The organism is Sphaerisporangium cinnabarinum, assembly GCF_055567015.1.
In genome coordinates this window covers 37,964-56,447 of the sequence record NZ_JBVHRG010000012.1, presented here as the reverse complement: position 1 = coordinate 56,447, position 18,484 = coordinate 37,964, and the positions used below count along the sequence as shown (strand labels likewise).

The window sequence follows — 18,484 nt, the reverse complement described above, 5'->3', positions numbered from 1 at the left end:
GGCCCGACGACGTCGGGGCGGGTTCGCGCCCGGCGTAGCCGCCTCAGCCGCAGTCCAGCGCCGGGTAGGCGACGTCGTCCGACGACGAACGCCCGTCTCCCGTGGCCGTCACCCGCGCGCTCCCCGCGTCGAGCGCAGCCGAGCGCGCCGAGAACGACTGGTACGCGGACGCGCCGGGTGCGACGCCTGCCACGGTGCGCTCGCCGAACGGCGTGCTCAGCGTGACGTCGACGGGGGCCGTGCCGTCGTTCGTCGCGCGGACCGCGACGTAAGCCCGCCCGGCCAGGCACCGGGGGACGGCGGTCGCGGAGACGTCGGGGCCGTCGTGGGCGGCTGACAGCGCGAGGACGCCGAGCACGGCCGTGGTCGACCGCACGACGCTCGCCGCGGCGCCGGCGTCCTCGACCGCCGTGGAGCCGAGGGACAGCGCCTCCCGGACCTGGATCTGCGCCGCGTCCCAGTCACGCCGGTCCGCGGCCTCCAGCGCGTGCCGCATGCGGTCCTGGACCTGCGCCCCGACCTCCGGTGCGACCGTGCCCGCTGTGACGCGCTCGTCGACGAGGTCGACGACGTCGGTGTACCAGGAGGGGTCGGCCGCGACGTCGGTACCCACGAAGCCCGCCTCGACCGCGGCGCTGGTCGACGCGACGACGGCGTCGCGGTACTCCTCGGCGTCCGGGTACCAGGCCGCGAGGGTGGCGTCGTCCACCGGGCGGGAGCCGCCGTCGAGGAAGCAGAAGCCCGGGCCCGCGTTGGCGCCGGAGTTGATCCGCGTCGGGACGTCCTGCTGCGCGAGCCGGACGCCGCCCAGGCCCAGGCCGCGCTCGTCACGCACCACCTGGCGCGGCGTCTGGTCGGTCAGCGTGATGGGCGCCGCCGACGGCGGGGCCGTCCCGTCCGCGACCCACGCGGCCACGTGGTCGTACACCGACGCCTGGACGAGGTGCTGAGGTACCCGGGAGCCGGACGGCTCCTCGCAGGTCTTCGGCGTCCCGGGGTAACCACCGGGCGCGGAGCCGATGTCGCGGATCCGCAGCCGCCCGTAGTCGGTGATGAGCTTCCAGTCGCCGTGCGACGCGCCCGCGACCTCCCACGTGCGCCGCAGGTCGGTGTCCGGCTGGCGCTGCGCGGCCCCGAGGAGGTCGATCGCGACGTCCGTCTCGCTGTTGATCTTGAACACCGGCGTCTCGAGGTCGTCGCGCAGCAGGCCGCCCCCGCCGTGCAGCACGACGGCGTCGACCACCCCCGCGAGCGGGTCGACGGAGTTCACGTAGGACCACAGCCGCCCCGCCGACTGCGAGTGCCCGGTCGCGACGACGCGATCCGCCTCGAGCGGCCCGAGCGGCGCCGTGCCCGCGGGGTCCCGCACCGCAGCCACGGCCTGGCTGAAGACGTCCCACGAGAGGGTGTCGTCGGTCACGGTGCCGCCGTCGGTGAGGTCGAGCGTGCCGTAGCGCTCCGGGCTCCAGGCCCGCAGGCCGGTGGGGGAGTGCACGCCCGCGCGCTGCGCCGACACCCCGACCCATGCGTAGCCCTCGCGCACGAGGTGCTCGTGCGTCTGGAACCAGTCGACCTCCTGGTCCCACTGGTTCGAGACGTTGTACCACTCGGCGATCACCGTGCCGTTGAACGTCGCGGGGTCGACGGGCCGGCGCACCACGACGCGCGTGCGGAACGCGTGCCCGGTGCTGAGGACCGTCGCGTCCGTGACGCCGTCCGCCTGGTAGCGGGTCGCCTCGCCCTCGACGAAGAACTCCTCCTCGACGTAGCCGTGCGCGGCGAGGTCGTCGTCCGTCGCGAGGAAGGGGTACCCGTGCGCGGGGTCGCCGGGCGCCGTCGTCGCGGGCACCGGTCCGGTCACCACGGGGTCGGGGACGGCGGCGCTCGCGGGGAGCGCTGTCCCGGCGAGCAGGAGCACCCCGGTGAGGGTGAGCGCGAGCGGGCGGCGGACGGGGGGTGCGGACATGGCGACTCCTTCGTCGGGCCCGACGGCGGTGGCGGGCGCTCAGCAGCCTAGGGAAGCCTCACGCTTCTGTCGACCGGCGTATGAGTTCGGGAGCAGGGTCGCCAGAAGCCGGTGTTGCGCACCGGCACCCGCCCAGAGGCGGGAGAGCGAACCGCGTCGGGAGCCGTGGCGTTCCTGAGCGGGACGGACTGGCACGGGCCCCGACGGGCACGTCCTCCCCGACCTGCGGCGCGGCCCGGCGGCACCGCCGTGCGGTTAGGGTCGACGGTGCAGGGTTCGACGCACGACCAGTGATGGAGACCGCTTTGCCTTCTCGTTCCGACAGCACTTCCGCAGGTCAGCGCTCTGCTGACCGTCCCGAGGTCCCCGCGCTGCCCGAGGCGGTCCTGTGGGACATGGACGGGACGCTCGTCGACACCGAGCCCTACTGGATCGCGGCGGAGCACGAGCTCGTCGCCGCGCACGGCGGCACGTGGACGCACGACGACGCGATGTCGCTCGTCGGGAACCCGCTGCGCGAGTCGGCCCGCATCCTGCGCGAGCGCGGCGGCGTCGACCTGCCGGTCGACGAGATCGTCGCGTTCCTCATCGGGCGCGTGATCGAGCAGGTGCGCGTCGAGGTGCCGTGGCAGCCCGGCGCGCGCGAGCTCCTCACGGCGCTGCGCGAGGCGGGCGTGCCGTGCGCGCTCGTCACGATGTCCTACCGCGAGCTCGCCCAGCCGGTCGCCGAGATGGCGCCACGCGACGCGTTCCAGGTGCTGGTCTGCGGCGACGAGGTCGAGCGCGGCAAGCCCGACCCGGAGCCCTACCTCCTCGCGGCGCAGCGCCTCGGGGTCGACGTCACGCGCTGCGTCGCGATCGAGGACTCGCCCGCGGGCATCGCCTCGGCCCGCGCCGCGGGGGCCGCGACGCTGGGGGTCGAGGCGGTCGTCCCGGTCCTCCCGGCGCCCGGCCTGAGCCGGACGCCGTCGCTCGAGCTCGTCGACGTCGCGCTTTTGTCGCGGCTCGTCGCGGGCGACGCCGTCGACCTCATGGAGGACGACGCCGCCTGAGGGGCCCCTGTCCGTGCCGACCGCCGCCCGACGGCGTCGGGCCGTGCCCGCCGAGCGCATAGGCTTCCAGGGTGGACGGACCCGAACCTCGAGCACCCCGCACGCCCGCACCGGCAGGCCCGCGCACGAAGGGCTGGGTGATCGGCCGGGTCGTCGGCGCACCGGTGATCCTCACACCGTCCTGGTTCCTCGCCGCGGCGATCCTCACGGTCCTGTTCGCGCCGACGGTGCAGCGGCTCGCCCCGCACCTCGGCCCCGAGATCTACCTCGTGTCGTTCGCGTTCGTGCTGCTGCTGTTCGCGTCCGTCTTCCTGCACGAGGTCGCGCACGCGCTCGTCGCGCGCGCCCGAGGCCAGCACGTGACCGAGCTCGCGGTGACGCTCTGGGGCGGCCACACGGCGTACTCCGGGACGTCGGCGCGCCCGCTCGACGGCTTCCTCATCTCGGTCGTCGGCCCGCTGACCAACCTGGCGCTCGCGGTCGTGTTCTGGGTGACGTTCCAGGCGCAGCCGACCTTCTCCGTGCCTGCCCTCCTGCTGTACGCGGGCGCGTTCTCCAACGCCTTCGTGGGCTTCTTCAACCTCCTCCCTGGCCTCCCGCTCGACGGCGGCCAGATCCTCGAGTCCGCCGTGTGGGCCGCGACCGGGTCGCGGACGAAGGGGACGGTCGCGGCCGGCTGGGTCGGGCGCGCTGTCGCCGTCGGGGTCGTCGCGTGGGCGCTCGTGTGGCCGCTGTCCTACGGCGGGCGGCCGGACCTGTGGACCGTCGCGTGGGCGGCGCTCATCGGGGCGTTCCTGTGGAGCGGCGCGGGGCAGGCCATCTCCGTCGGCCGCACCCGGGAGGCCGTGTCCGGGCTCACCGTCCGCACCCTGGCGCGGCCCGCGGTCGCGGTGCCGTCCACGGCGACGGTCGGAGCGGTCGGGCGCGCGGTGGCGCTCGCGGGCGGACCGCACGTGGTCGCCGTGCTCGTGGACGGGGCCGGTCGGCCCCTCGGGTACGTGGACCCGGCCGCGGCCGCGGCGGTGCCGCCCGACGCCGCCGAGACGACCCCGGTCGGCGCCGTCGCCGTGCCCCTGCCCGGTGACGCGACGATCGACGCTCACCGCGAGGGGCAGGACATGCTCGCCGAGCTCTCGCGCGTCGGGCGGGACGCGGCGGTCGTCGTCGTGACCGACGGCGGCCGCGTCGTCGGCGCGCTCGAGGTCGCCCAGGTCGTCGCCGCGCTGCGCGACGCCCGGCGCGGGCGGTGACCGCCGGGTCGTCCGCGCGCGCGACCGACCGGCGTCGGGCGCGGGGCGGACGGCCCGTAGGATGGTCGCCCGTGACCTCCGAGCCCGCCACCACGCCCGGCCACCCGACCCCGCAGCCCGGTGGGGACGGCGCAGCCGCCCCCGCGCGCGGCGCGTCCGACCGCCCCGGCGCGACGGGCGCGGACGAGCGCCGCGGCCCGCTGCGCGTGGGGGACAAGGTCCAGCTCACGGACCCGCGCGGGCGTCTGCACACCATCACGCTCGCGCCGGGTGCGACGTTCCACACGCACAAGGGCTACCTGCGGCACGACGACCTCATCGGCCGCCCCGAGGGCAGCGTCGTGCGCAACACCGCCGAGATCGAGTACCTCGCGATGCGCCCGCTCCTCGCGGACTACGTGCTCTCGATGCCCCGCGGCGCCGCGGTCGTCTACCCGAAGGACGCCGGCCAGATCGTCGCGATGGCGGACATCTTCCCGGGCGCACGCGTCGTCGAGGCGGGCGTGGGCTCCGGCGCGCTGACGATGTCGCTCCTGCGCGCCGTCGGCGACGCGGGCGAGCTGCACTCGATCGAGCGGCGCGAGGACTTCGCCGCCATCGCCCGGGGCAACGTCGAGACGTTCTTCGGCGGTGCGCACCCGGCCTGGACGCTGTCCGTCGGCGACCTCGCCGACGTGCTCCCGACGGTCGCCGAGGACGGCACGGTGGACCGCGTCGTGCTCGACATGCTCGCGCCCTGGGAGAACCTCGACGTCGTCGCCCGCGCGCTCGTGCCCGGCGGCGTCCTCGTCTGCTACGTCGCCACGACGACCCAGCTCTCGCGCCTCGCCGAGGACCTGCGTGCCGACGGCCGCTACGCGGAGCCCGTCGCGTGGGAGTCGATGGTGCGCGGCTGGCACCTCGAGGGCCTCGCCGTGCGGCCGCAGCACCGCATGATCGGGCACACCGGGTTCCTGCTCACCGCACGGCGCCTCGCGGACGGCGTCGCGCCGCCCGAGCGCAAGCGGCGCCCCGCCAAGGGCGCGTACCCGACCGACGCCGAGCAGTGGTCGCCCGAGGAGCTGGGCGAGCGACCGGTCTCCGAGAAGAAGATCCGGCGCGTGCGGCGCGACGTCGGCCAGGGCCCCGAGCAGGCGTCCGGCCCGGGCGCCGGGCCGGACGTGGACGGCGTCGCGGAGCACGGCGTGCAGCAGGTCGGGGACGAGGCCGGCGAGGCGCCCGACGTGTCGGGCGCGTGACGGTCCGGTAACGATCGGGACGCCGCCGTCTCACCCTGGGTGTCGTCCGTGTGCACGGGCCAGACTTGTGCCTAAGGTCTACACCCGACCGCCGGACGATGGTCGGCACGGGCGCCTCGCGTGGCCCGTCGTCCGCCGTCCACCCCCGTGGTCGGGCGAGCCGGCGGCGAGAGGGACACCCGATGAGCGAGACATTCGGCCGTAGCGACGAGGCCCCGCAGAGCGGCGCGCGCGAGCTCGCGCTGCTCTCCGCGAAGAACGAGCGGCTCGCGGAGGCGCTGCGCGCGGCCCGGGACCAGATCCTCGACCTCAAGCGGCAGATCGACGACCTCGCCAAGCCACCGGGGACGTACGCGGTGTTCCTCGCCGCGCACCCGGACGGGTCGGTCGACGTCTCCGCGGCGGGGCGCAAGATGCACGTCGGCGCGAGCCCCAGCCTCGACGTCCAGCGGCTGCGCCCGGGCCAGGAGGTCAAGCTCAACGAGGCGATGACCGTCGTCGCCGCGGGCGGCTACGAGCGCACGGGCGAGATCGTCACGGTCAAGGAGATCCTCGACGCCGAGCGCGTGCTCGTCGTCGGTCGCGCCGACGAGGAGCGGGTCGTGCGGCTCGCCGGCTCGGTCGCGCGCACGGCGCTCCGCGTCGGGGACTCGCTCACGATCGACACACGCAGCGGCTTCGTGTTCGAGGTCATCCCGAAGTCCGAGGTCGAGGAGCTCGTCCTCGAAGAGGTCCCGGACATCGAGTACGAGGACATCGGCGGCCTCGGCCCGCAGATCGAGCAGATCCGCGACGCCGTCGAGCTGCCCTTCACGCACCCCGACCTCTTCCGCGAGCACGGACTGCACCCGCCCAAGGGCGTGCTGCTGTACGGGCCGCCCGGGTGCGGCAAGACGCTCATCGCCAAGGCCGTCGCCAACTCGCTCGCGCACACCGTGGCGCGGGCGCGGGGCGAGCAGGTCGCGGACGGCTCGGGCGCCGCCCGCAGCTACTTCCTCAACGTCAAGGGCCCCGAGCTGCTCAACAAGTACGTGGGCGAGACGGAGCGGCACATCCGGCTGATCTTCGCCCGCGCGCGGGAGAAGGCCTCCCAGGGGACGCCCGTCGTCGTCTTCTTCGACGAGATGGAGTCGTTGTTCCGCACCCGCGGCACGGGTCTGTCGTCCGACGTCGAGACGACGATCGTCCCGCAGCTCCTCGCCGAGATCGACGGCGTCGAGCGGCTGGACAACGTCATCGTCATCGGGGCGTCGAACCGCGAGGACATGATCGACCCCGCGATCCTGCGGCCGGGGCGCCTCGACGTGAAGATCAAGATCGAGCGGCCCGACGCCGAGGGCGCGAAGGAGATCTTCGCCAAGTACCTCACGGAGGACCTGCCGATCCATGCGGCCGACCTCGCCGAGCACGGCGGGAACCAGCGTGCGGCCCTCGACGCGATGATCCGCTCGGTCGTGGAGCGCATGTACTCCGAGGAGGAGGAGAACCAGTTCCTCGAGGTCACCTACGCGAGCGGCGACAAGGAGATCTTGTACTTCAAGGACTTCAACTCGGGCGCGATGATCCAGAACGTCGTGGACCGGGCGAAGAAGTCCGCGATCAAGGACCTCCTCGCCACGGGGCAGCGCGGCATCCGCGTCGACCACCTCCTCGCCGCGTGCGTCGACGAGTTCAAGGAGAACGAGGACCTGCCGAACACCACCAACCCGGACGACTGGGCGCGGATCAGCGGGAAGAAGGGCGAGCGCATCGTCTTCATCCGCACGATCGTCCAGAAGAAGGGCGAGGGCGGCTCGCCGCGCACCATCGACACGGTCACGAACACCGGCCAGTACCTGTAGCGGGGCGCGGTCGGCACGCCCGTGGACAGCGCGGCGCGGCGTCGGGCGGCCGACATAGGGTGAGCGCGTGAGCGTACGACGGGTCATGGGGATCGAGACGGAGTACGGCGTCCTGCAGCCGGGCAAGCCGATGGCGAACCCGATGCTGATGTCGAGCCAGGTCGTCACCACCTACCGGGCGCTCGCCGCGCGCAGCGACGGCGCCCGGGGCCGGGCGCGCTGGGACTACGACGACGAGGACCCGCTGCAGGACGCACGAGGGTTCCACGTGCCGCGCGCGTCGGCGCACCCGTCCCTCCTCACGGACGACCCGTCGCGGCCCGCGCCGTCGGGGCCGGTCGGGCGGGCCGCAGAGGGCGGCGCCGCCGAGGCCTCGCTGCAGGAGGTCGCGCGCCCGACCACGGAGGAGTACGACGACCCGAGCGCGGCGAACGTCATCCTCACGAACGGCGCCCGGCTCTACGTCGACCACGCGCACCCCGAGTACTCCTCGCCCGAGGTCACGGTGCCGCACGACGTCGTGTGCTGGGACGTGGCGGGGGAGCGGGTCATGCTCGCCGCGTCGCGCGAGCTGGCCCAGGTGCCGGGCGGCGGCGTCGTGCTCTACAAGAACAACGTGGACGGCAAGGGCGCGAGCTACGGCACCCACGAGAACTTCCTCGTCGACCGCGAGGTGCCGTTCGGCGTCCTCGTCGAGATGCTCACGCCGTTCCTCGTGACCCGGCAGGTGTTCGCCGGCTCGGGGCGCGTGGGCCTCGGCCCGGCGGGCGAGGAGCACGGGTTCCAGATCTCCCAGCGCGCGGACTACGTCGAGGCGGAGGTCGGCCTGGAGACGACGCTGCGCCGGCCCATCGTCAACACGCGCGACGAGCCGCACGCGGACCGGCAGCGCTGGCGCCGCCTGCACCTCATCATCGGCGACGCGAACATGTTCGAGACGGCGACGTACCTCAAGACGGGCACGACGTCGCTCGTGCTCTTCGTCGTCGAGCACCTGGAGGAGCTCGGGCAGGACGTGCGCGCCCGCCTGTCCGGGCTGCGCCTCGCGGACCCGGTCGCGGACGTCCAGCGCGTGAGCCGCGACCTCGAGCTGACGCGGCGCCTCGCGCTCGCGGACGGGCGCGAGCTGACGGCGCTCGAGATCCAGCGCGAGTACCTGGAGGTGGCGGTCGACGCGGCCGAGCGCCTCGCCGGGCCGGACGGGGTCGACGCCCCGACGCGCGACGTGCTCGCGCGGTGGCGCTCGGTGCTCGACCGCCTCGCGACCGACCGCGACGCGTGCGTGCGCGACGTCGAGTGGGTCGCCAAGCTGCGGCTCCTCGACCGCCTGCGGGAGCGCGACGGTCTCGACTGGGGCCACTCGCGCCTCGCGGCGATGGACCTCCAGTGGTCGGACGTGCGGCCCGAGCGCGGCATCTACCACCGTCTGCTCGCCGCGGACGCCGTGGACCGGGTGGTCACCGAGCGCGAGGTCGGCGCGGCGGTGCACCACGCGCCCGAGGACACGCGCGCGTTCTTCCGCGGCGAGGTCATGGCGCGCTACGGCGACCAGGTCTCCGCGGCGAGCTGGGACTCCGTGATCTTCGACGTGCCGGGCGCGCCCTCGCTCCAGCGCGTCCCGATGATGGACCCGCTGCGCGGGACGCGCGCCCACATCGGCGCGCTCCTCGACGCGAGCCCGGACGCGGCCGCGCTGCTGGCGGGTCTCGCGGGCCCGTCGTGACCGGCGGCGACTAGGCTGGACGCACGACGGCGCCCGCCCTCCGTGGAACGGGCGCCGCGTGCGAGCAGGGCCGGGAAGGGCGCGAGCCCGGACGGGGTTGGAACGGACAGAGCGTCGGCGCGAGGCCGGCCGACGGACGAGGAGGCAGCCATGGCGGGTACCGAACGCACGCACGCGTCGCACGAGGACCGGCGTCCTGACGACGAGCCCGAGGCCCCGGCGACCCCGGTCGCCCCGCAGGCGCAGTCGCGCGACGCGGAGGTGGACGCGCTCCTCGAGGAGATCGACGAGGTCCTGGAGACGAACGCGGAGTCCTTCGTCCGGGGCTTCGTGCAGAAGGGCGGCGAGTAGGAAGGGTGACGGCAACCCGATGAGCACGGACCAGCCCGGGCGCCTGCCCGACGCGTTCACGACCCCCGGGTCGTCGTCCTTCCTGGACTTCCTGTCCGGGCACGCCCCCGACCTGCTGCCGTCGCACCGCACGGCCGGGCACGCGGCGTCCGGCACGATGCCCGACGCGCCGCACGCCACCACGATCGTGGCGCTGACGTTCGGCGCCGAGGGCGTGGGCGCGGGCGTCGTCATGGCGGGGGACCGTCGCGCGACGATGGGCTCGATGATCGCGAACCGCGAGATCGAGAAGGTCTTCCCGGCCGACGAGTACTCGGCCGTGGGCATCGCCGGGACGGCGGGCATCGCCGTCGAGCTCGTGCGGCTGTTCCAGCTCGAGCTCGAGCACTACGAGAAGATCGAGGGCGCGCTGCTCTCGCTCGACGGCAAGGCCAACCGCCTGTCGACGATGATCCGGCAGAACCTCGGCCTCGCCATGCAGGGCCTCGCGGTCGTGCCCCTCTTCGCGGGGTTCGACCTCGATCGCGGCGCCGGCCGGATCTTCTCGTACGACGTCACGGGCGGCCGGTACGAGGAGCGGGCGTACCACTCGGTGGGGTCGGGCTCGGTCTTCGCGCGCGGCTCCCTGAAGAAGCTGTGGCGGACGGGCCTCGACCGGGCGGCCTCCGTGCGCGTCGCGGTCGAGGCGCTCTACGACGCGGCGGACGACGACTCGGCCACGGGCGGCCCGGACCCGGTCCGCCGGATCTGGCCGGTGGTCGCCGTCGTGACGGCCGACGGTTACGAGCGCGTGCCCGACGACGAGCTCGCGGCGGTCGTCGAGCAGATCGTGGCGGAGCGCTCCGGGGCGGGCGTGGAGCGCGGCCGTCCCCCGGTGACGAACGCCGAGGCCGTCCCGCACGACCTCCCGCAGGACCACCCGACCGGAGGTGACGACGCGTGAACATGCCCTTCTACGTCTCGCCCGAGCAGCTGATGAAGGACCGGGCGGACTTCGCGCGCAAGGGCATCGCGCGCGGCCGGTCCGTCGTGGTCCTCGCGTACGAGGACGGCATCGCCTTCGCGACGGAGAACCCGTCGCGCGCGCTGCACAAGATCTCGGAGATCTACGACCGCATCGCGTTCGCCGCGGTGGGCAAGTACAACGAGTTCGAGAACCTGCGCGTCGCCGGGGTGCGGTACGCAGACCTGCGCGGCTACTCCTACGACCGGACGGACGTCAACGCGCGCGGCCTGGCGAACGCGTACGCCCAGACGCTCGGCACGGTGTTCACCACGGAGTCGAAGCCGCTCGAGGTCGAGCTCGTCGTCGCGGAGGTCGGTCGCACGGCGGAGCAGGACCAGCTCTACCGGATCTCCTACGACGGCTCGGTCGCCGACGAGCAGGGCGTGGTCGTCATGGGCGGCCAGGCCGACCAGCTCGGCCGGGTCCTCGAGGACGCGTGGCGGCCCGGTCTCGGCCTCGCCGAGGTGCTGCGCCTGGCGGTGCACGCGCTCGCGTCCGGCGGCGACGGGGACGAGACGCGCACCATCCCGGCCGCGCAGCTCGAGGTGGCCGTCCTCGACCGCACGCGACCCCGGCGTGCGTTCCGCCGGCTCACGGGCGCCGTCCTCGAGGGCCTCCTCGCTGATGCTGATGCTGATGCTGACGGAGACGACGCGGCGAGCGCCACGGACGGGCCCGCCGAGGGTGCGCCCGGCGACGCGACGGGCGCCGGCCCGACGGACGAGGGGTAGCGCCGCATGGACCGCAGGATCTTCGGGCTGGAGACCGAGTACGGCGTGACGTGCGCGTCCGACGACGGGCGCGGGCTCTCGGCGGACGAGGTCGCCCGGTACCTGTTCCGCAAGGTGGTCGCCTGGGGCCGCTCGTCGAACGTGTTCCTGCGCAACGGCTCCCGGCTGTACCTCGACGTCGGCTCGCACCCCGAGTACGCGACGGCCGAGTGCGACGACGTCCGCCAGCTCGTCGCGTACGACCGCGGCGGCGAGCGGATCCTCGAGGGCCTCGTCGCGGACGCGCAGCAGCGGCTCGAGCACGAGGGCCTGCCGGGCCGGATCCACCTGTTCAAGAACAACACCGACTCGGCGGGCAACTCGTACGGCTGCCACGAGAACTACCTCGTGCGACGACAGGGCGACTTCGCGCGCCTGTCGGACGTCCTCGTGCCGTTCCTCATCACGCGCCAGGTCCTCACGGGCGCCGGCAAGGTCCTCGCGACGCCTCGCGGCGCCGTGTACTGCCTGTCCCAGCGCGCCGACCACATCTGGGAGGCGGTGTCGAGCGCGACGACCAGGTCGCGCCCGATCATCAACACGCGCGACGAGCCGCACGCCGACGCCGAGAGCTACCGCCGCCTGCACGTGATCGTCGGCGACTCCTCGATGGCGGAGACGACGACCATGCTCAAGGTCGGCTCGACCGACCTCATCCTGCGGATGGTGGAGGCGGGGGTCCCGATGCGGGACCTGGCGCTCGAGAACCCCATCCGGTCGATCCGCGAGATCAGCCACGACATGACGGGCAAGCACCCTGTCCAGCTGGCGAGCGGCCGGACGGTCACCGCGATCGACCTCCAGGGGGAGTACCTCCAGCGGGTGCGCGAGTTCGTCGAGCAGGACGTCTCGCCGACGCCGGTCGTCAAGCAGGTGCTCGACCTGTGGGAGCGCGGGCTGCGCGCCCTCGAGACGGGCGACCTCTCGCTCGTCGACCGCGAGCTGGACTGGGTCATCAAGTACCGCCTGATCCAGCGCTACCAGGCGAAGCACGGTCTCGAGCTCGACGACCCGCGGATCGCGCGCCTCGACCTCGCCTACCACGACATCTCGCGCACCGAGGGGCTGTACAACCTGCTCGCGGCGCGCGGCATGGTCGAGCGGGTCACCACGGACCTCGAGGTGTTCGAGTCGACGGCCGTGCCGCCGCAGACCACGCGAGCCAAGCTGCGCGGCGACTTCGTGCGCGCCGCCCAGGAGGCCCGCCGCGACTACACGGTGGACTGGGTGCACCTCAAGCTCAACGACCAGGCGCAGCGCACCGTGCTGTGCAAGGACCCGTTCCGGAACGTCGACGAGCGCGTGGAGCGCCTCATCGAGTCGATGTGATGCAGGACGTGATGTGACGAACCTGGCCCTCGCGGCCGGGCGCCCTCCGGGCGTCCGGCGCGCTCGTCGTGCGCCCGCGTCCCGGGCAGTGCTCGTGCTGCTCGTGGCGTTCCTCGCCGCCGTCGTGCTCGGTGCGTGCACGGAGCCCGAGGACGCGACGGAGACGCCGCTCAACACCGACCTCACGGTCGCCGGATCGTCCGGCGCGCCCCCGGCGCTCGAGTACCGCGCCCCGCTCGACGTGCCGGACGCGTCGTCGGAGGTGGTGTGGCCGGGCGCCGGGGCCGAGCTCGTGGACGGCGGGCCGCTGCTGCTCAACCTCTACGCGGAGGACCTGCGCGACGGCACCGTCCTGCAGAACACGTACACGGACGCGCCGCGCTGGCGCACCCTGACCGACGAGTCGGTCGGCCGCGAGCTGCGAGACCTCCTGCGCGGGCAGCGCGTGGGGGCGCGCCTCCTGCGCCTCGAGGTGGACGACGGCGTCCCCGTCGCCCTGGTCGTCGACGTCCTGCCGACGCGCGCGTCCGGGGAGGCGGTCGAGCCGATCGACGGGCTGCCCACCGTCACGCTCGACGCGGAGGGCGCGCCGAGCGTCGCCGTCCCGTCGGAGGCCGCGGCGCCCGCGGGCCTCGTCGTGCAGCCGCTCGTCCGCGGCGACGGCCGTCAGGTCGAGGTCGGTCAGGTGGTCACCGTCCGGTACACGGGCGTGCGCTGGTCCGACGGCGAGGTCTTCGACTCGACGTGGACGGAGGGGACCGCGCCCCTGTCGGTGATGATCGGCATCGGCGAGGTCATCGAGGGCTGGGAGCAGGGGCTCCTCGAGCAGTCGGTGGGGAGCCAGGTGCTCCTCGTCGTGCCGCCCGACCTCGCCTACGGCGCGACCGCCAACCCGCTGGCGGGCGAGACGCTCGTCTACGTCGTCGACATCCTCGACGCCCAGTTCCCCGTGACCGAGGAGAGCGCGCCCGAGAGCCCGGGCGGCACCGACACGGCCGACGACACGACCGGCACCGACACGACCGGCACCGACACGACCGGCACCGACACGACCGGCACCGACACGACCGGCGCAGCGCCGGCCGACCGAGGAGAGTCCCCATGACCGTCGCGATCCGCGTGATCCCGTGCCTCGACGTCGACGCGGGACGCGTCGTCAAGGGCGTGAACTTCGAGAACCTGCGGGACGCGGGCGACCCCGTCGAGCTCGCCGCCCGCTACGACACGGAGGGTGCGGACGAGCTGACGTTCCTCGACGTCTCCGCGTCGTCCGGCAACCGGGAGACGACGTACGACGTCGTGCGCCGCACCGCCGAGCAGGTCTTCGTCCCGCTCACGGTCGGTGGCGGGGTCCGTTCGGCGGACGACGTGGACCGCCTCCTGCGCGCGGGCGCGGACAAGGTCGGCGTGAACACGGCGGCGATCGCCCGCCCGGAGCTCATCGCGGAGATCGCCGACCGCTTCGGGAGCCAGGTGCTCGTGCTCTCGGTGGACGCGCGCCGCACGACCGGCGACGTGCGGACGGAGTCCGGCTACGAGGTGACGACCCACGGCGGGCGGCGCGGCACGGGGATCGACGCCGTGGAGTGGGCGTCTCGCGCCGCGGGGCTGGGCGCGGGGGAGATCCTGCTCAACTCGATGGACGCGGACGGCACCACCGCCGGCTTCGACCTCGAGATGCTCGCCGCGGTGCGCTCGGAGGTGCGCGTGCCCCTCGTCGCGAGCGGCGGCGCGGGCACGCCCGAGCACTTCGTGGCGGCGGCGCGCGCCGGGGCGGACGCGGTGCTCGCCGCGAGCGTCTTCCACTTCGGCGCCCTCACCGTCGGCCAGGTGAAGGACGCGATGCGGGCGCAGGGCGTGCAGGTGCGCTGACCGGCGCGGACGCCCGGCGGCGGTGTCGGGAGCCCGTGAGAGGATCGGGCCACCCCCTGAACGAAAGACGAGGACCGTCCCGTGCCCGGCAGCAGGACGCGCCCCACCGGCGCCGACGCCCCGCCCGCCCCGACCGACCCGCCGGCCACCGCCGCCCGGCACGACCAGCCCCGCGACCGGCTCCCCGCCGAGCCGTCGGTCCGGCGCCCGCACGCCCTCACCGGCTCCCGCGTCCGCCGCTCGCTCGCGCTCATGGGGCGCGGCATCCGCGACGAGCCGCGCACGTACGTGCTGGCGATCGGGTCCTCCGCGCTGTTCGGCGCGCTGACCGTCGCCGTGAGCAGCGCGGTCGGCAGGGTCACCGACGAGGTCGTGGTGCCCGCGCTCGCGGGCGACGCGGCCGCACGGAGCCGCATCTGGGTCGCGGGCCTCGTGCTGGCCGGCATCGCGCTCTCGCTCGCGGTGAGCGTCGCCGCGCGGCGCATCTTCGCGGGCAACGGGTACGCCGCGCTGCAGGCGCGCCACCGCACCGCGGTGACCCGCCAGTACCTGCGCCTGCCGATGTCGTGGCACCGCTCGCACCCGGCCGGACAGCTGCTGTCGAACGCGAACTCCGACGTCGAGGCGGCGACGGGCGTCTTCAACCCGCTGCCGTTCGCGCTGGGCGTCGTCGTCATGATCGGCGTCGCCGCGGTGATGCTCTTCCGGGTGGACGTCTGGCTCGCGTGCGCGGCGCTCGTCGTCATCCCCGTCGCCGTCGCCGTGAACATCGTGTTCCAGCGCTACATGTCGCCGGCCATCACGCGGGCGCAGCAGCTGCGCGCCGAGGTCTCGGACGTCGCGCACGAGAGCTTCGAGGCCGCGCTCCTCGTCACGTCGCTCGGCACCGCGGACCGCGAGGAGCGCCGCTTCGCCGAGCGCACCGACGAGCTGCGCGCCGCGAACGTGCGGGTCGGCGTCGTGCGGGCGTTCTTCGACCCCGTCATCGAGCTCCTGCCGTCGCTCGGCACGCTCCTCGTCCTCGGCGTGGGGACGGTGCGCCTCACCGCGGGCGACGTCGCGCCGGGCGACATCATCACCGCCGCGTACCTGCTGACCGTGATGGCCGTGCCGGTCCGCGCGTTCGGCTGGGTCCTCGGCGAGCTCCCGCGCGCGCTCGTCGGGTACGAGCGCATCAGCCGCGTCGTCGACGCGGGCGGCGTGCTGCGCCCCGGGACCACGGCCCTGACCGGGTCCGGTGCCGGGCTGGGCGTGCGGCTCGAGGGCGTCGGGGTCGACGTCCGGGCGGGCGGCCGCGAGCTCACGCTGCTCGACGGCGTGGACCTGACCGTCGCGCCGGGGACGACCGTCGCCGTCGTCGGCCCGACGGGTGCCGGCAAGACGACGCTCGTCTCGCTCCTCGCGCGGCTCTCGGACCCGACGCGCGGGCGCGTGCTCCTCGACGGCACCGACGTGCGCGACGTGCGCGAGGCGGACCTCACGACGCAGGTCGCCCTCGTCGTGCAGCAGGCCTTCCTGTTCGAGGACACGGTGCGCGCCAACGTCACGCTCGTCGACGAGGGCGACCCCGGCCCGGACGACGCGGAGGTCTGGGCGGCCCTGCGCCTCGCGCGCGTGGACGACGTCGTCGAGCGGCTCCCGGAGGGTCTCGACGCCCCGCTCGGGGAGCGGGGGGCCAACCTGTCCGGCGGCCAGCGCCAGCGTCTCGCGATCGCGCGGGCGCTCGTCCGGCGGCCGCGCCTGCTCGTCCTCGACGACGCGACCTCGGCCGTCGACCCGCGGGTCGAGCAGGAGATCCTCGCGGGCGTCGCGCGGGGCGGCGACGACCGCCCGACGGTCGTCATGGTCGCCTACCGCATGTCGAGCGTCGCGCTCGCGGACGTCGTCGTGCACGTGGAGTCCGGGCGGGTGGTGGACGTCGGCACGCACGACGAGCTGCTCGCTCGCGACCCCGGGTACCGCGAGCTCGCGACCGCGTACGCGCGCGAGGCGGAGCGCCGCGAGCACGAGCGCGCCGACGCCACGGACGACTCCGTCCGCGACGCAGGCGAGGACGAGCAGGTCCGTGACGGCCGCCGCGAGGACGACCTCGTGCGGCAGGAGGAGACGGAGGAGGACGACGTCGTGCGGCACGTCGAGACGGGGGCGCTGGAGGAATGACCCGGACCACCACCACCCGACCCGGGCGGGCGCCCCGCCGGGCCGCGGGTGCCGCCGTCGACGGCGGTGCCGCGGACGTCCGCACCGGCGACGCGCGCATCGCCTCGGCGAGCTCCCTGGGCGTCCTCGCGACGCTGCGTCGCGGCGTGCAGGTGTCGCCGCAGATCCTCACCGGCATCTGGGTGACCCTCGGACTCGCCGTCGCCGCCGCGCTGGGCCGGGTCGTCGTACCCGTGACCGTGCAGCAGACCATCGACACGGGCGTGCTCGCCGACGGCGGTCCGGACACCACGCGTGTCGCGGTGCTCGTCAGCGTCGCCGCCGGGATCCTCGTCCTCGCGGGGCTGTGCTCGGCGCTCGTCAACGTGCGCCTGTTCCGGTCGACCGAGGCCGGCCTCGCCGCGCTGCGCGTGCGCGCGTTCCGCCACGTGCACGACCTGTCGGTCCTCACGCAGAACTCCGAGCGACGGGGGTCGCTCGTCTCGCGCGTCACGAGCGACGTCGACACGATCTCGCTGTTCGTGCAGTGGGGCGGCATCATGCTGCTCGTCTCGGTGCTCCAGATCGGCGTCGCGACGGTGCTCATGGCGGTGTACTCGTGGCAGCTCACGCTCGTGGTGTGGGCGTGCTTCGTGCCGCTGTTCCTCGTCCTGCGCCCCGCGCAGGCGCGGGTCAACGACGCGTACACCCAGGTCCGCGCGCGGGTCGGCGCGATGCTCGGCGCCATCTCGGAGTCCGTCGTCGGTGCGGAGACCATCCGCGCGTACGGCGCCGGGGCACGGACGGCGCGTCGGGTCGACGCCGCGGTCGACGCGACCCGGCGCGCGATGGTCCGGGCGCAGAAGCTGGTCGCCGTCGTCTTCTCGAGCGGCGTGCTCGTCGCGAACCTCGTGCTCGCGGTCGTCGTGGTCGTCGGCTCGCTGCTCGGTGTGGCGGGCGACATCTCGGTGGGCCAGCTCCTCGCCTTCCTGTTCCTCGTCCAGCTCTTCACCGGGCCGGTCCAGATGGCGACGGAGATCCTCAACGAGCTGCAGAACGCGGTGGCGGGCTGGCGCCGCGTCCTCGCCGTCCTGGAGACGCCGGTCGAGGTCACCGACAAGGGCGCCGACGGCGTGCGCAGCCCACGCGGCCCGGCCCACGTGCGTCTCGAGGACGTCCGGTTCGCCTACCCCGACGGGCCCGAGGTGCTGCACGGCGTCGACCTCGACCTGCCGGCGCGTGCGTCGGTCGCCGTCGTCGGCGCGACCGGCTCGGGCAAGACGACGATCGCGAAGCTCGTCACGCGGCTCATGGACCCGACGGGCGGACGCGTCCTCCTGGACGGCACCGACCTGCGAGACCTGTCGGTCGCGTCCCTGCGCGAGCGCGTCGTGCTCGTGCCGCAGGAGGGCTTCCTCTTCGACGGGACGCTCGCCGACAACGTCGCCTACGGGCTCCGCGGTGCGGCCGAGGAGGAGCCGGCGGCCGCGCGTCGCGCCCGGATCGAGGCGGCCGTCGAGCGGCTCGGCCTCACCGACTGGGTCGCGGACCTCCCGGACGGGCTCGACTCCTCGGTCGGGCAGCGAGGCGAGTCCCTCTCCGCGGGCGAGCGGCAGCTCGTCGCGCTCGTGCGGGCGTACCTGGCCGAGGCGGACCTGCTGGTCCTCGACGAGGCGACGTCCGCCGTCGACCCGGCGACGGAGGTCCGGATCGCGCGGGCGCTCGCGTCGCTCACCGCGGGCCGGTCGACCCTGACGATCGCGCACCGCCTCTCCACGGCCGAGGCGGCCGACCTCGTCGTCGTCGTCGACGCCGGCCACGTCGTCGAGGTGGGTCACCACGACGACCTCGCCCGCGCGGGCGGGGTCTACGCCCGCATGCACGACGCCTGGGTCTCCCAGACCCGCTGACCGTCCGGGCCGGGCGACCGACGTCACGCCCGGTCGG

At 74.4% G+C, this 18,484-nt stretch carries 14 protein-coding genes; 13 read left to right on the top strand and 1 reads right to left on the bottom strand.

Annotated elements, in window-relative coordinates; all coding sequences use genetic code 11:
* Positions 1-43: 43 nt before the first annotated feature.
* Entirely contained in the window at positions 44-1,966 is a 1,923-nt protein-coding gene (locus tag ACZ4MO_RS16755) for an alpha/beta hydrolase domain-containing protein (RefSeq protein WP_175009775.1), read from the bottom strand.
* 305 nt (positions 1,967-2,271) lie between these two features.
* On the opposite strand from ACZ4MO_RS16755, the gene ACZ4MO_RS16750 reads away from it, so the two are divergent.
* The 13 genes from ACZ4MO_RS16750 to ACZ4MO_RS16690 all read left to right on the top strand — a co-directional run bounded on the left by ACZ4MO_RS16750 (position 2,272) and on the right by ACZ4MO_RS16690 (position 18,447).
* A complete protein-coding gene (locus tag ACZ4MO_RS16750; RefSeq protein ID WP_499279261.1) occupies positions 2,272-3,018 on the top strand; it encodes an HAD family hydrolase in 747 nt (248 codons plus the stop codon).
* A 71-nt stretch (positions 3,019-3,089) separates the two neighbouring features.
* Positions 3,090-4,268: a site-2 protease family protein gene (locus ACZ4MO_RS16745; protein ID WP_175010056.1), complete on the top strand. Its 1,179-nt coding sequence runs from the start codon at positions 3,090-3,092 to the stop codon at positions 4,266-4,268.
* Positions 4,269-4,468: 200 nt separating this feature from the next.
* Entirely contained in the window at positions 4,469-5,506 is a 1,038-nt protein-coding gene (locus ACZ4MO_RS16740) for a tRNA (adenine-N1)-methyltransferase (RefSeq protein ID WP_255437397.1), read from the top strand.
* 182 nt (positions 5,507-5,688) lie between these two features.
* Positions 5,689-7,347 carry a proteasome ATPase gene (arc, locus tag ACZ4MO_RS16735; RefSeq protein WP_074806775.1) on the top strand — a complete coding sequence of 553 codons (1,659 nt, stop codon included), beginning with the start codon at positions 5,689-5,691 and terminating at the stop codon, positions 7,345-7,347.
* A gap of 67 nt (positions 7,348-7,414) precedes the next feature.
* Complete coding sequence (gene dop / locus ACZ4MO_RS16730; protein WP_499279259.1) at positions 7,415-9,070, top strand: depupylase/deamidase Dop; 1,656 nt, start codon at positions 7,415-7,417, stop codon at positions 9,068-9,070.
* Positions 9,071-9,220: 150 nt separating this feature from the next.
* The gene (locus tag ACZ4MO_RS16725) at positions 9,221-9,421 is read left to right on the top strand and encodes a ubiquitin-like protein Pup (protein WP_021479766.1); all 201 of its coding nucleotides are present in this window, start codon (positions 9,221-9,223) and stop codon (positions 9,419-9,421) included.
* A 19-nt stretch (positions 9,422-9,440) separates the two neighbouring features.
* Positions 9,441-10,364 (top strand): proteasome subunit beta, encoded by a 924-nt coding sequence (gene prcB, locus ACZ4MO_RS16720; RefSeq protein WP_083385061.1) that lies wholly within the window; start codon positions 9,441-9,443, stop codon positions 10,362-10,364.
* A 2-nt stretch (positions 10,365-10,366) separates the two neighbouring features.
* Entirely contained in the window at positions 10,367-11,158 is a 792-nt protein-coding gene (prcA, locus tag ACZ4MO_RS16715) for a proteasome subunit alpha (protein WP_499279289.1), read from the top strand.
* A 6-nt stretch (positions 11,159-11,164) separates the two neighbouring features.
* Positions 11,165-12,526 carry a Pup--protein ligase gene (pafA, locus tag ACZ4MO_RS16710; protein ID WP_074806769.1) on the top strand — a complete coding sequence of 454 codons (1,362 nt, stop codon included), beginning with the start codon at positions 11,165-11,167 and terminating at the stop codon, positions 12,524-12,526.
* A gap of 13 nt (positions 12,527-12,539) precedes the next feature.
* Positions 12,540-13,631, top strand: coding sequence for an FKBP-type peptidyl-prolyl cis-trans isomerase (locus ACZ4MO_RS16705; RefSeq protein WP_255437395.1), 1,092 nt, complete (start codon positions 12,540-12,542; stop codon positions 13,629-13,631).
* Positions 13,628-14,398, top strand: coding sequence for an imidazole glycerol phosphate synthase subunit HisF (gene hisF, locus ACZ4MO_RS16700; protein ID WP_175010052.1), 771 nt, complete (start codon positions 13,628-13,630; stop codon positions 14,396-14,398). The genes ACZ4MO_RS16705 and hisF overlap by 4 nt, the downstream gene beginning before the upstream one ends.
* A gap of 81 nt (positions 14,399-14,479) precedes the next feature.
* Positions 14,480-16,558 (top strand): ABC transporter ATP-binding protein, encoded by a 2,079-nt coding sequence (locus ACZ4MO_RS16695; protein WP_499279256.1) that lies wholly within the window; start codon positions 14,480-14,482, stop codon positions 16,556-16,558.
* On the top strand, positions 16,555-18,447 hold the full coding sequence (locus ACZ4MO_RS16690; RefSeq protein ID WP_175010051.1) for an ABC transporter transmembrane domain-containing protein: 1,893 nt from the start codon (positions 16,555-16,557) through the stop codon (positions 18,445-18,447). Before ACZ4MO_RS16695 ends, ACZ4MO_RS16690 begins: the two co-directional genes overlap by 4 nt.
* Positions 18,448-18,484 lie beyond the last annotated feature (37 nt).

Bases quoted from the DNA above. Each gene is read 5' to 3' on its own strand.
- prcA (WP_499279289.1), top strand. From the start codon at position 10,367: ATGCCCTTCTACGTCTCGCCCGAGCAGCTGATGAAGGACCGGGCGGAC.
- prcB (WP_083385061.1), top strand. From the start codon at position 9,441: ATGAGCACGGACCAGCCCGGGCGCCTGCCCGACGCGTTCACGACCCCC.
- arc (WP_074806775.1), top strand. From the start codon at position 5,689: ATGAGCGAGACATTCGGCCGTAGCGACGAGGCCCCGCAGAGCGGCGCG.
- ACZ4MO_RS16690 (WP_175010051.1), top strand. From the start codon at position 16,555: ATGACCCGGACCACCACCACCCGACCCGGGCGGGCGCCCCGCCGGGCC.
- pafA (WP_074806769.1), top strand. From the start codon at position 11,165: ATGGACCGCAGGATCTTCGGGCTGGAGACCGAGTACGGCGTGACGTGC.
- ACZ4MO_RS16755 (WP_175009775.1), bottom strand. From the start codon at position 1,966: ATGTCCGCACCCCCCGTCCGCCGCCCGCTCGCGCTCACCCTCACCGGG.
- ACZ4MO_RS16725 (WP_021479766.1), top strand. From the start codon at position 9,221: ATGGCGGGTACCGAACGCACGCACGCGTCGCACGAGGACCGGCGTCCT.
- hisF (WP_175010052.1), top strand. From the start codon at position 13,628: ATGACCGTCGCGATCCGCGTGATCCCGTGCCTCGACGTCGACGCGGGA.